Source organism: Allobosea sp. 05T422_2, assembly GCF_056396265.1.
In genome coordinates this window covers 19,190-31,176 of record NZ_JBFTLD010000052.1, presented here as the reverse complement: position 1 = coordinate 31,176, position 11,987 = coordinate 19,190, and the positions used below count along the sequence as shown (strand labels likewise).

The 11,987-nt window shown below is 64.7% G+C and carries 12 protein-coding genes; 10 read left to right on the top strand and 2 right to left on the bottom strand.

Going from position 1 to position 11,987, the window contains the following annotated elements; genetic code table 11:
* Nucleotides 1-52 precede the first annotated feature (52 nt).
* The 10 genes from AC1DJT_RS12290 (at nucleotide 53) to AC1DJT_RS12245 (ending at nucleotide 10,320) form a co-directional block, all read left to right on the top strand.
* Nucleotides 53-2,179: a glycosyltransferase family 2 protein gene (locus AC1DJT_RS12290; RefSeq protein WP_476834143.1), complete on the top strand. Its 2,127-nt coding sequence runs from the start codon at nucleotides 53-55 to the stop codon at nucleotides 2,177-2,179.
* Complete coding sequence (locus AC1DJT_RS12285; RefSeq protein WP_476834142.1) at nucleotides 2,179-3,759, top strand: DUF6212 domain-containing protein; 1,581 nt, start codon at nucleotides 2,179-2,181, stop codon at nucleotides 3,757-3,759. Before AC1DJT_RS12290 ends, AC1DJT_RS12285 begins: the two co-directional genes overlap by 1 nt.
* A gap of 518 nt (nucleotides 3,760-4,277) precedes the next feature.
* Nucleotides 4,278-5,018: a FadR/GntR family transcriptional regulator gene (locus AC1DJT_RS12280; RefSeq protein WP_441491230.1), complete on the top strand. Its 741-nt coding sequence runs from the start codon at nucleotides 4,278-4,280 to the stop codon at nucleotides 5,016-5,018.
* Complete coding sequence (locus tag AC1DJT_RS12275; RefSeq protein WP_476834141.1) at nucleotides 4,945-5,937, top strand: NAD(P)-dependent oxidoreductase; 993 nt, start codon at nucleotides 4,945-4,947, stop codon at nucleotides 5,935-5,937. The genes AC1DJT_RS12280 and AC1DJT_RS12275 overlap by 74 nt, the downstream gene beginning before the upstream one ends.
* Nucleotides 5,938-5,951: 14 nt before the next feature.
* On the top strand, nucleotides 5,952-6,635 hold the full coding sequence (locus AC1DJT_RS12270) for an amino acid ABC transporter permease (protein WP_441491228.1): 684 nt from the start codon (nucleotides 5,952-5,954) through the stop codon (nucleotides 6,633-6,635).
* A gap of 5 nt (nucleotides 6,636-6,640) precedes the next feature.
* Nucleotides 6,641-7,309, top strand: a complete 669-nt coding sequence (locus AC1DJT_RS12265) for an amino acid ABC transporter permease (protein WP_441506784.1) — start codon at nucleotides 6,641-6,643, stop codon at nucleotides 7,307-7,309.
* Between the two features lie 17 nt (nucleotides 7,310-7,326).
* A complete protein-coding gene (locus tag AC1DJT_RS12260) occupies nucleotides 7,327-8,064 on the top strand; it encodes an amino acid ABC transporter ATP-binding protein (protein WP_476834140.1) in 738 nt (245 codons plus the stop codon).
* A gap of 51 nt (nucleotides 8,065-8,115) precedes the next feature.
* On the top strand, nucleotides 8,116-8,883 hold the full coding sequence (locus tag AC1DJT_RS12255; RefSeq protein WP_441506807.1) for a transporter substrate-binding domain-containing protein: 768 nt from the start codon (nucleotides 8,116-8,118) through the stop codon (nucleotides 8,881-8,883).
* Nucleotides 8,884-8,949: 66 nt separating this feature from the next.
* Nucleotides 8,950-9,396, top strand: coding sequence for a ribose 5-phosphate isomerase B (gene rpiB, locus AC1DJT_RS12250; RefSeq protein WP_441506782.1), 447 nt, complete (start codon nucleotides 8,950-8,952; stop codon nucleotides 9,394-9,396).
* Between the two features lie 12 nt (nucleotides 9,397-9,408).
* A complete protein-coding gene (locus AC1DJT_RS12245; RefSeq protein ID WP_476834139.1) occupies nucleotides 9,409-10,320 on the top strand; it encodes a ribokinase in 912 nt (303 codons plus the stop codon).
* A 204-nt stretch (nucleotides 10,321-10,524) separates the two neighbouring features.
* Here the strand turns inward: AC1DJT_RS12245 and AC1DJT_RS12240 are convergent, their stop codons facing one another.
* A complete protein-coding gene (locus AC1DJT_RS12240; protein ID WP_441506780.1) occupies nucleotides 10,525-11,757 on the bottom strand; it encodes an anion transporter in 1,233 nt (410 codons plus the stop codon).
* Nucleotides 11,758-11,762: 5 nt separating this feature from the next.
* Nucleotides 11,763-11,969 (bottom strand): hypothetical protein, encoded by a 207-nt coding sequence (locus tag AC1DJT_RS12235; protein WP_441491223.1) that lies wholly within the window; start codon nucleotides 11,967-11,969, stop codon nucleotides 11,763-11,765.
* Nucleotides 11,970-11,987 lie beyond the last annotated feature (18 nt).

The following is an 11,987-nucleotide window of genomic DNA, read 5'->3' as shown; positions in this document are numbered from 1 at the left end:
TTATCGAACAGAACAATCTAATCTCCATGACAAATCTCAGGATTAATATGGCATGAATATGGGCAACGTGCCGGGTGAACCATGGCTCTTCCCGCCTGCAGGCGACCGGTTGCACGATCCGTCCAGCGATGGGGCCGATGTCAAAGTCGCCGTCATTGTCCCAGCTTATGGCCAACCCTCGCTGACAGCCGAGGCGCTGAATACGGCGTTGGCACAGGTCACTGATTTCAATTTCGCCATTGTCATTGTGAATGACGGATGTCCTCACCCTGAAACAGACGAGGTCTGCCAGACATTTGCTGCGACCTACCCGGGGCGGATCTTCTATTTGCACAAGCGCAATGGAGGTTTGAGCGCCGCACGCAACACTGGAATTGACTTCGCTCTGGCGGCCTTCCCGGATCTGGAGGCCGTCTACCTGCTCGACTGCGACAACCGCATCGGCCCCCATCTCCTGCAGCGGCTTCTGACCGCCTTGCGCAAGGCCGATGCGAGCATCGGCTGGGCCTATCCGGATGTCGACAAGTTCGGCTTCGCCGAATTCGCCGATACCTCGGGACCCTATTCGCCGCTGGAGCATCTGTTCCGCAATTTCTGCGAGGCAGGCAGCATGGTCTCACGGCGCATGCTCGACGCCCMGATCCGTTTTGACACCGAGATGCGCCAGGGCGTCGAGGATTGGGAATTCTGGCTGCATGGCCTCGAGCGCGGCTTTCGCGGGGTCCACGTGGCCGATGCGGGTTTTGCTTACCGCCGCCGGGGAGAAAGCATGCTGGTGGCGGCAGAACGGGATTTCACCCCGATCCTCCGCTATATCCGCAACCGCCATCCGCTCCTGTTCGGTATTCGCAACGTCCTGGCATTTGAGACCGAGGCTCGGTCGCGTTATGCGATCTATCACCCCGATACAGGGCTGGTTCGGTGCTTCACCGGTGAAAACGACGTCACGACCCTGACGGTCAGTGACTATGTCATCCGTCTGCTGCGCGCCCGGCTGCGCCCTGCTTACGGTCACTGCCCCGGGCAGCTTGTCGTCATGAACAGCTCATTATGCGAAACGCTTGCCGCGCAATCGCTGCTGGCTGGCGTCTTGTGGACGCTCGAGCGCGGGCTTRCCCGATCGACCGTCGTTACGTGCTCAATGCGGGATCGATTGCACGATGATCGTCTTCTGGCCTGGAGCGAGGGGACGATTGTCCAGGAGCAGACGGACAGGTTCCGGCTGACATCTGATCGGACGCATATCCTGGCCGTCGAGGCATCCTTTCTCGTCGAGCACGCATCGCGGCGCGCGCTCGATCTGCATGCCCTGCCCCGACAGCCGGGCAAGCGTCAGCATGCTATCGAACTCGATCTGGCCGTGAGGGAAGCGCCGGCCGATCTCGCGCCAATCGATGAGGCCTTTACGCGGCTGTGCCGGGATATCGCCACTGCCGGAGACGGGGCCAACCCTGCCGATTGGAAGTCGGCGATGCCGAACACGTACCGGCTCCAGGCGGCGCTGCCGCGCGATCTGTACCCGGAACTCTTCAATCTCTCGTCGGCCTTCCCCGGCGGATCGTCCGATGCCAGGCCCCTTGCTGCCCTGGTGCTCGCCTCGGGGCAGCCCGAGAGCGTTGCGACCGCCGAAAGGCTGGCACTGACGCTCATCGAAGCGGGGTGGGAGGTTCATCTCGTGGGGATCGCGAGGGAATTCGCCCTCGCTCCCGGCCGCGCAAAATGCTTTTCGCAGATCATTGCATTGCCCCTGCCGGAGCTGCTGTCCCGCGCATGGACACGGAGCTATCAGGGGACGCCGATGCCCTGCTTCGAGCATCTGGATACCGATGACGCCATTTCCACATTGGCCGGCTATCACCGCGCCGTATCGGTGGATGGCGGGGTTTCACACACATTGATGGGCGCGTTGCGTCGACTGAAGGTGGAGACATGGGCGCTGCTCGGATACGCTGAAGGGGATCAAGCAACGAGCCAGGCCGTGAATGCATGCTCAGCGTTCGAGCAGGCTTACACGCATATTGTCGTGGGCAATGCGGAACTCCTGCGCCTGTGCCGGGCTTTCGGCATGCCAAGCACGAAGATGCGTTATTGGCCCGATCGAAGCACTGATCTGGAAGACTTCGGCATCAAACCGCTGTTCGAACCCGCAACGGCACCGAAATCCAGGCAGGCTGTCTGATGGCCCTTCAAACGACAAAAAACCTGCTGCGGCGCCTCTACTCCGCCGATCCCAAGGTCATCGTGCTGAGCGGCCCGGGAACATCGCCTGCGCGCGCCAGGCCGGCATCGGCTCTTCACTGGTATGGCTGCAAGCTGGTCGCGTGCGACCACTATGTCCTGACCGACTATGGACAGGCGGAAGACGCGTTGCCGTCAGCGCTGTGCAGTCTGGAGATCCCGCCCACGAATGTATGGGCCTTGTGGGCTCCCGATCCGATCGAAGAACGCTCTMTGCGTGCCTTGCAGGCGTGGTGGACCAAGACAGGGGGGTCAGAGACGCCTGTACCCTGCATTGTGGGGAACAGAGCAGAGCTCGATGCAGCCATACTCGAGCGCTCGCTGCGTGAGACAAGCCGATTGCAGCATAGCAACCAGCTACTGATGCGTGACCTGGCGGCCTTGCGGGAGAGCTGGACCCATCACGTTCGCATTCCCCAGGAACTCGAGGAATTGGTCGCCACCCTGCGCATGGGGCGTCCGCAGCTCATCTTCAACAGCCCCCTTCCCCGTTCGGATGTCGACATTCCCGCCTCTCCCGAAGAGCCCGACGTCAGCGACATCGGGCCATGCCTCGCGCAGCGGCTACCCAGCTCCGCGAGGGGATGGCTCGGCATCGATCTGCATATCGCCGATCCCGGGCGGGGCGCCGGGCATCTGTGCGCGCAGATCGAGGCCTCCGATGCGGGGACGCTTCTGGCGCAGTGGCGCGTTCCCTTCGATGTGCTCTGCAGGGGCTGGCTTCCTCTGCGCCTGCCCAGCGCATCGACTTGCACGTCGCGTTCCCTGACACTCAAGCTCTGGGCCCGTGGCGGCGAGGTGGCGCCTCGTCTTTCGACCTGTTCGGCCGGTGTCATGCACGAATACCGGCTTGCCCCGCAAAGCCTGGCGCAGCCGGACGAGCGAGACGCAGCGACCATGCTTGCGATGAAACTATGGGGCGGACTGCCGGGAATCCGGTCTCTTTCATCCGAAGATGATGGCGAATTCCGACATGAAGCAGGAGCGATGATCCCGGTCCCCGACTCCGTCGTCGGCAAGGCGCATCTTACCCGGGAACAATCTGCTGCTTACCCGGTGTTCGGCTATATCGAGCAGGGAAAGGTCCTCCTGCGCCCCCTGAAGACAACGTCATCTGCGGCTGTCATCAGCCTGCCTGCCACGCCGGGCCTGATCGAGATTTCATGCGAGGTCATGATCGACGACAAGCGCTGCCAGACGCGCCGCCTCGGAGCCCGGCTGGTCGTCACTCCGCACGGGATCGGCMCAGACGACGCAGAAAGCGGCCAGAATGTCCTTGCTGCGACCGAATGGACAGAACTGAACGAGCCGCTTGCACCGTCGCGACTGGTTGCACGGCTGCCATTTGCAGAGAACAGACCGGTTGACCTTCATCTGTTCACGCGTTTGCCCGAACCGGGTCCAATCCCACCGCACGGCCGGGTGGTGTTTGGTCGGTTCGAAGCAGAGATTCATGCCGCATCAGCCTGGGGCATGGCCGCCGTGCTGCCTGTCGCAGATGGTCGAACGGCCCGGCTATGAGGCGGCAAAGCTCCTCCGGGCTCCCGGTGCGACACCCCTGCACATCGCTTCGAGACAGCGCGATGGTGCGACACAACCACGTTCCCGAACGCGATCCGGAGGCGCGCAACTCACGCCGTCCGATGCGCGCCGACTGGTGTCAGTCCGCCGCCTGACCCGAACCGACACAGCCGGGCGAAGCGAACGCGGGACCGTGGCCGGCGCGGAGAACCTCCGCGCATGGTCGAGGTCGATCCGGCCGCTGGCCGCCATAGGCGAACGAGGCAGGCCTCACCACAGCGACGGCCCCGCGGCCGGCAGGAAGCTTCCGCAGGGCTGAGCCTTCCACCGAGACGGCAGCCACGATGCGACCATGTCGGCTGGCGTTTCCAACTCGCGTGGTCACCGCCGCCACGGCACGCCCTCCCCCTCGCCTTTCCCGCGATCGCCGTTCCACAGGCGGCTGCAAGGCCCGGTGTTGACGTCCGGCTCTGGTCATCGTATTGGTCTGACCAGAATAAAAAACAAGTGATCTTGGGATGGACGCTCAGGCTGCAGAAGACCCGAAAGGGTTCGAGAAGGTTTTTGCGTTTTTGCGCGAACAGCTTCTCGACGGCACACTCAAGCCCGGCGACAGGTTGATCGCCGAGCGCGAACTCGCCGTGCAACTCGGCGTCAGCCGGCCGATCGTGCGCGAGGCGTTGCGAGCCCTGCATATGCTGGGCATCGTCGAGATCCGCGATCGCATCGGCACGATCGTCAAGCGCCCCGACATCTCGATGCTGAAGGATTTCTTCGCGCTGGCGCTCGCTCAGCAGGCCGACCTGATCGACGATGTCATGGAGGCGCGCATCGCGATCGAATGCCAGGCGATCCGCCTGGCCTGCGAGCGCGCGATGATCGCCGATTTCGAACGCCTGCAGCGCGCGCTCGTCCGCATCGGTGCGACGATCGACGAGGCCGAGGCCGGGAGCCTGGCCGATTACGATTTCCACCGGGCGATTGTGCTGGCCTCGCGCTCGCAGACGCTCGCCGTCCTGCACGATTCGATGTCGACCTTGCTCGCCCGCTCGCATCGCAGCCGGCGCGAGCTGGTGCAGATGTTCGGCTCGATGAAGACCTACCTGATCGACGACCATAAGAGGGTCTTCGACGCCATCGTCGCGCGCGATCCCGATCGCGCCGAAGTCACCTTGCGACGGCATTTTGCCATCGGCGACGAATATCGGCGCCGCGCGGCGCTTGGCGACGGGGACAGCGGCGAACCGGCCACCGGCTAGAGCCTTTCAGAAGAAGAGAAGCGCTATGGGACGAAACGACAAGGGGCACGTCGGCTTCATCGGCCTCGGCACGATGGGGCGGGAGATGGCGCGCAACCTCCTGAAGGCCGGGCACAGCGTCACGGCCTTCGACATCGTCGGCAGCGCCGTCGAAGAACTCGCCTCCGCCGGCGCGGTCGCGGCGACAAGCCCGGCGCAGGCCGCCGCGACCGCGGATATCGCCATCACGATGCTGCCCGACACGCCGCAGGTCGAGGAGGTCGTCTACGGCGCGCAAGGGCTGCTCGCCTCGCCGCCCGCCGGCCGCCTCATCGTCGACATGAGCACGATCTCGCCTGTCGCCGTGCGGCGCATTCATGCCGATCTCAAGGCGACGGGCACCGATTTCATCGATGCGCCGGTGTCGGGCGGGCCGATCGGCGCCAAGAACGCGGCCCTGTCGATCATGGCCGGCGGCGAGGCCGAGGCCTTTGCCCGCGCCGAGCCCTATTTCAGGGCGATGGGCACGACGATCACCCATGTCGGTGCGCCGGGAGCCGGCCAGGCGGTCAAGCTCTGCAATCAGCTGATCTGCGGCATCAATATACAGGCGATCTGCGAGGCGATCGCGCTTGGCCGGGCCTCGGGCGTCGATCTCGAGCAGCTCCGCAATGTCCTGCTCGGCGGCTCGGCCGCGTCCTGGATGCTCGAAAAACTCGGCCCGGCCATGATCTCCGGCGATGTCGGGGCGGGCTTCCGCATCGACCTGATGCTGAAGGACCTCAGGCTGGTCCAGGAGCAGGCCCAGGCCCTTTCGGTGCCCCTGCCCRGAACCGCGCTGGTTACCAGCCAGTACATCGAAGCCCGCGCCCATGGCGAAGGCGCCAATGGCAACCAGGCGCTTTTCCGCGTCTATGACCGCATGACGAACAGAGCCTGAGGCGGGCGGCGGCGATGGGCCTGAACCTCGACTTTTCCGTCGTTCTGGAGCGCTGGCCCCTGTTCTGGGACGGCGCGGTCATGACGCTGAAGCTCGCCGCTCTCGCGATCCTGTTCGGCGGGGTCATCGGCACCTTCTGCGCCGTCGGCCGCAACAGCGGAAACCGCCTGATCGCGCGGGTCTGCACGCTCTATGTCGAGGCGATCCGCAACACGCCGTTGCTCGTCCAGATCTTCCTCGTCTATTTCGGCCTCGCCAGCGTCGGCTTCAAGTTCTCGGCCTTTTCCGTCGCGGCCGCCGCGCTCGCGATCAATGTCGGCGCCTATACCGCGGAAATCATGCGCGCGGGCTTCGAATCCATCCCCGTCGGCCAGATCGAGGCGGCCGAGGGCCTCGCCCTGTCGCGCTTCCAGATCTACTGGCATGTCATCCTGCTGCCGGCCACCGAGAAGGTCTATCCGGCACTGACCAGCCAGTTCGTGCTGCTGATGCTGGCCTCGTCCGTGACCTCGCAGATCTCGGCGGAAGAGCTGACCGCCGTCGCCAACTACATCCAGTCTGACACCTATCGCGCCTTCGAGACCTATATCCTGGTCGCGATCGCCTATGTCGTGCTCTCGCTCGTGCTGAGAGCCGGCTTCTGGGCGCTGGGGCTTGCGCTGTTTCCGCGCCGCCGGCGCCTCGGCACGGCGTTGTGACGGCGATGGGTGGGTCTCTCAACGCCAATCACCTGTTGTTCCTCGGCCATGGCGCACTGTGGACGATCGGCCTGTCCACGATCGCCCTGGTCGGCGGTGGTCTGCTCGGCTTCCTGATCGCGCTCGCGCGGGTGTCGCCGAGCCGCACGATACGCCTGCTCAGCGGCGGCTACGTCCAGCTGATCCAGGGAACACCGCTGCTGGTGATCATGTTCCTGGGCTATTTCGGCCTTTCGGCGCTGGGCTTCTCGATCTCGGCGCTGATGGCGGCCAGCGCCTCGCTGACGATCTATGTCGGCGCCTATTTCGGCGAGATCTGGCGGGGCTGCATCCAGTCCGTGCCGAAGCCGCAATGGGAAGCGGCCGAAGGCCTGGGCTTGAGCCGGACGCAGCGGATGATCAAGGTCATCCTGCCGCAGGCGATGCGGATCGCGACGCCGCCGACGGTCGGCTTCATGGTGCAGATCATCAAGAACACCTCGCTGGCCTCGGTCGTCGGCTTCGTCGAACTCGCCCGCGCCGGCCAGATCATCAACAACTCGCTGTTCGAGCCCTTCCTGATCTACGCGATCATCGCGGTGATCTATTTCGCCCTCTGTTTCCCGATCTCGGCGCTCAGCCGTCGCCTGGAGCGACGCATGGGCAATGGTCGCACGAAACTGATGCCGGCTTGACCAGGCAGGAGACGCAGATGACCCAGGACAGCCCGGTCGTTTCCCTCAGGGATGTTCACAAGAGCTTCGGCAGCCTGAAGGTGCTGGACGGCGTCGATTTCTCGGTGGCGCGCGGCGATGTGCTCGTCCTGATCGGCCGTTCCGGTTCCGGCAAGAGCACCGCACTGCGCTGCATCGACCGCTTCGAGACGATCKACAGTGGCGAGATCCATGTCTGCGGCCACCGTGTCGATGCCCCCGACATCGATCTGCGCGCGCTGCGCCAGGATGTCGGCATCGTCTTCCAGAGCTACAATCTCTTCCCCCATCTGACGATCGAGCAGAACATCGCGCTGGCGCCGGTCTCGGTGAAGCGGATGGCCAAGGCCGAGGCCCGCGAACGCGCCCAGGCGGTGCTGGCGCAGGTCGGCCTGGCGGAAAAGCTCCACGCCTATCCCGAACAGCTTTCCGGCGGCCAGCAGCAGCGCGCGGCGATCGCGCGCTCGCTCGCCATGCAACCGAAGGTGATGCTGTTMGACGAAGTGACCTCGGCGCTMGACCCCGAACTGACCGGGGAAGTGCTGAAGGTCATCGAAGCGCTCGCTGCGGACGGCATGACCATGGTGATGGTCACGCACGAGATGGGATTTGCCAGGGGCATCGCCGACAAGGTGGTGTTCATGCATGCCGGCAAGGTTCACGAGACGGGAACAGCCTCGATCCTTGCCGCCCCGGCGACACCGGAACTCGCCCAGTTCGTCGGAACGGGCTTTTAAAAAATCCAAGGCAAGGGAGATCCAGGGATGAAACGCAATGCAATCGCCACCATGCTGCTCGCGGCTGGGCTGGCAACGCTGTCCGGGCACGGCGCACGCGCCGATGTGTTCGACGACATCATGAAGGCGAAGAAGATCCGCATCGCGACGGATCTGGCGATCCCGCCGTCGGGCATGATGGACGGCACGATGAAGCCGACGGGCTCGGATGTCGAAACCGCCGAGCTTCTCGCCAAGGACTGGGGCCTGCAGCTCGAATTCGTGCAGACGACCGGCGCGACGCGCATTCCCAATGTGCAGACCAACAAGGCCGACATCATCATCTCGACGCTGTCGGTGACGCCCGAACGCGCCAAGGTGATCGACTTCTCCAAGCCCTATGCCGCCCTGCAATCGGTGGTCGGCTGCCTGAAGTCCGATCAGGTCAAGAGCTGGGACGATCTCAAGGGCAAGACGATCGGCGTCTCGCGCGGCACCACGCAGGACACCACGCTCACCAACATGAAGGAACGCGACCTCAAGCTCGCGCGCTATGACGACGATGCGACCATGGTCACGGCAGCGATCTCCGGGCAGGCCGACTGCATCGCGACCTCGGCGACGATCGTCAGCCAGATCGGCGTCAAGGCGCCGGCCCGCGCCTTCGAGCCGAAGGTCTCGATCACCAATTTCGATCTCGCCATCGGCGTGAAGAAGGGTGAGCCGAAGCTGCTCGAAAAGCTCGATGCCTGGGTTCAGGAGAACCTCAAGAACGGCAAGCTCAACGCCATCTACAAGAAGTTCCACGGCACCGAACTGCCCGAAAACATGCGGGGCTGACGTCAGACAGGCCGGCGGTGTGCACTTGCGGCCGCCGGCTCCCACTTCGAAACAAGGATACTACCCATGCGCCTCGTCATTGGCTCGGACCACGCCGGATGGTCTCTCAAGAAGCACGTCATCGACCATATCAGGACGCTCGGGCACGATGTGCTCGATGTCGGATCCTTCGATGACCAGCCGGTCGACTTCCCCGACATCGCACGCGAGGTGGCGCGCAAGGTCACGTCCGGCGAGGCCGACCGCGGCATCATGGTCTGCGGCACCGGCGTCGGCGCCTCGATCGCGGCCAACAAGATGAAGGGCATCCGCGCGGCCGTCTGCCATGACGTTCACTCGGCCCATCAGAGCGTCGAGCATGACGATGTCAACGTCATGTGCATCGGTGCCAAGATCATCGGCCCGTGGCTGGCGAGCGACCTGATCGACGCCTATCTGGCGGCAGAGTTCTCCACCGACGAGGACTTCCGCCGCCGCGTCGACAAGCTGCACGCGATGGACGCGGAAGGCTGAGCGAACCCGCCGATGATCCTGGTCTTTGGCTCCATCAACGTGGATCTGGTGGCAAGGGTCGCCACCATTGCGGGACCGGGCATGACGGTGCTCGCCCGCTCCCATGAGCAGCATTTCGGTGGCAAGGGCGCCAATCAGGCGGTGGCTGYGGCGCGCCTCTCGGCGCCCGGCACCTTGGTGATGGCGGCTTGCGTCGGTGCCGATGCCTTCGGGCGGGATTCGACCGAAAACCTCGGTCGCAACGGCGTATCGACGGAGCTGGTCCGTGTCTGCGACACCCCGACCGGCTGCGCCTTCATCTCGGTCGATGCGCAGGCGGAGAATGCGATCACCGTCGCGAGCGGCGCCAATGGCGCGTTGTCCGCGGGGGATGTGCCGGACGCCATGCTCAGGAGCGGCACCGTTCTCGTGCTGCAGATGGAAGTGCCCTTCCCGGCCTCGCTCGACGTGGCGCGCCGCACCCGCCAGGCCGGCGGCCGCGTCATCTGGAACTGCGCCCCGGTTCCTCCCGCGATGACAGGCGACGAGGCCACGGCTCTGCTGGAAGCGAGCGATATTCTCGTCGTGAACGAGCATGAGGCCAGCGACATCGCCCTGATCCTGGGCGTTGCCGCCGACGACATCGCGCAGCTCGCGACGCGCTCCGCCACGACCTGCATCGTCACGGCCGGTGCGCGAGGCGCCTTCGCCTATACGGCCGATGGACAGGTTTGCACGGCAACGACGCCAGCCATCGTGCCAGTCGACACCACGGGAGCCGGCGACACCTTCGTCGGCGCGATTGCGGTTGCCCTTCACGAAGGCTCCCCCCTCGCCGATGCCCTTCGTTTCGGCTGCAAGGCGGCCGCGCTCTCCTGCCTGTCGGCCGGCGCGCAAGGCGGAATGCCAGTCCGCGACGCGCTCCACGTGGTGCGCGCACTCTGAGCGCGCCCTCATGGCAATCGCTTACATCATTGGCTACCCAGCGGCTTCGCGGGAAGCTGCATCATCGTCGGCCGGTAGAGTTCGCCTTTCTTGATATCGTCGTCCTTTGCGGCAAACCCTTTGATAGGCCTGGCGCGCCCCGGTCCGTGTCGGAGATCTGCGGCTTCTCGAAGCGACCCAAGCGGCCCCGACTGCTTTCTGAAGTCAGGACAGCATGTAGAGGCCGATCGCTAGCGTGGCGATGGTCAGTGGCGCGCCGATCTTGAAATAGGTCCAGAAATCGATCGAGATGCCCTCCTTGGCAGCGCGCTCGGCGACGATGAGGTTGGCGACGGAGCCTAGGAGCGTGAAATTACCCGCGAGCGTCGAGGCCATCGCCACGACGAGCCAGGCGCGCTGCGGATCCTGCAACTGCTCGACGAAGGGCTTCAGCACCAGCACGGCCGGGACATTGCTGACGAGGTTGGACAGGACAGCGGTGACCCCGGTAAGCGCCGCGACATTGCCGAGGTCGAAATGCGCGGCCTGGGCCAGGACCTCCTTGGTCAGCACCGCGTGCTCCAGCCCGCGCACGACGACGAAGAGGCCTGCGAACATCAGCAGGAGCTGCCCGTCGATATCGCCATAGACTTTGCGCGGCTCGATGCGCCGCGTCAGCAGCAGCAAGGCCGCCGCGCAGATCGCGACCTTGGCGACCGGCTGGCCGAGGAAGAACAGCACGATCATTGCCAGGGAGATGAGCGCCGATTTGAGCGCCAACCAACTATGGAAATGCGCGGGGATCGAGACCGTCGGCAGCCTCTGGCGGGTGAAGTACTCGCGCGGGTTGAGGAGGAGCACGAGCAGGATCGTGACGATTAGTCCGAGTGCTGCCACCGGCGCCAACGCCGCAGTGAAGGCGCCGTAGGAGATCCCCGAGAGATTGCCGATGATCATGTTCTGGGGGTTACCGGTGATCGTCGCGGTCGAGCCTACGTTCGAGGCGAGCGCGACTGCGATGAGATAAGGCACCGGGTTGCGGTCGAGCGCGCGGGTCAGCGTGATGACGATKGGCGTCATCACCAGGCAGATCGCGTCGTTGACGAGAAACGCCGAGAGCACGCCGGTCGTCACCACGACGGCCGCGAGCAGCAGCGCCGGGTGGTACGCCTTGCCGACGGCCCAGCCGGCTACCATGCGAAAGAAACCCGATAACCGCAGATTGGCGACGACGATCATCATGCCGAGCAGGAGCGTGATGGTGTCGAGGTCGATCGCGCGATAGGCGTCCTCCAGCGAGAGCACGCCGCAGCCGACCATGAGCGCGGCCCCGACCAGCGCCGCCCCGGCCCGGTCGACGCGCAGGCCCGGCATCCGGCCGATGGCGATCGCGACATAGGTCGCGACGAAGATCGCGATCGCGAGGAACTGCGTCGCGTTGAGCCCCCAGCCCGTCATGAAGGTTACGCCGCTCTTTCGCCCGTCATCGCCGGCGCCGGAATGGCGCGGTGGTCGGTCGGCGGCTCATAGCCGCGGGTCTCCGGCATGGCAACGAGATAGAAGACGAGGCCGCAGGCGGGGAGCCTGACGAAGGCCGTTGAGTAACCGGCGTTGACGATGATCACGCCCGCCAGCGAAGCGGAGATCGAGGCGCCGACGCCCCAAGCCATTCGAAGCCCGAAGCAGAC

Bases quoted from the DNA above. Each gene is read 5' to 3' on its own strand.
- AC1DJT_RS12280 (WP_441491230.1), top strand. From the start codon at position 4,278: ATGGACGCTCAGGCTGCAGAAGACCCGAAAGGGTTCGAGAAGGTTTTT.
- AC1DJT_RS12270 (WP_441491228.1), top strand. From the start codon at position 5,952: ATGGGCCTGAACCTCGACTTTTCCGTCGTTCTGGAGCGCTGGCCCCTG.
- AC1DJT_RS12265 (WP_441506784.1), top strand. From the start codon at position 6,641: ATGGGTGGGTCTCTCAACGCCAATCACCTGTTGTTCCTCGGCCATGGC.
- AC1DJT_RS12255 (WP_441506807.1), top strand. From the start codon at position 8,116: ATGCTGCTCGCGGCTGGGCTGGCAACGCTGTCCGGGCACGGCGCACGC.
- rpiB (WP_441506782.1), top strand. From the start codon at position 8,950: ATGCGCCTCGTCATTGGCTCGGACCACGCCGGATGGTCTCTCAAGAAG.
- AC1DJT_RS12235 (WP_441491223.1), bottom strand. From the start codon at position 11,969: ATGGCTTGGGGCGTCGGCGCCTCGATCTCCGCTTCGCTGGCGGGCGTG.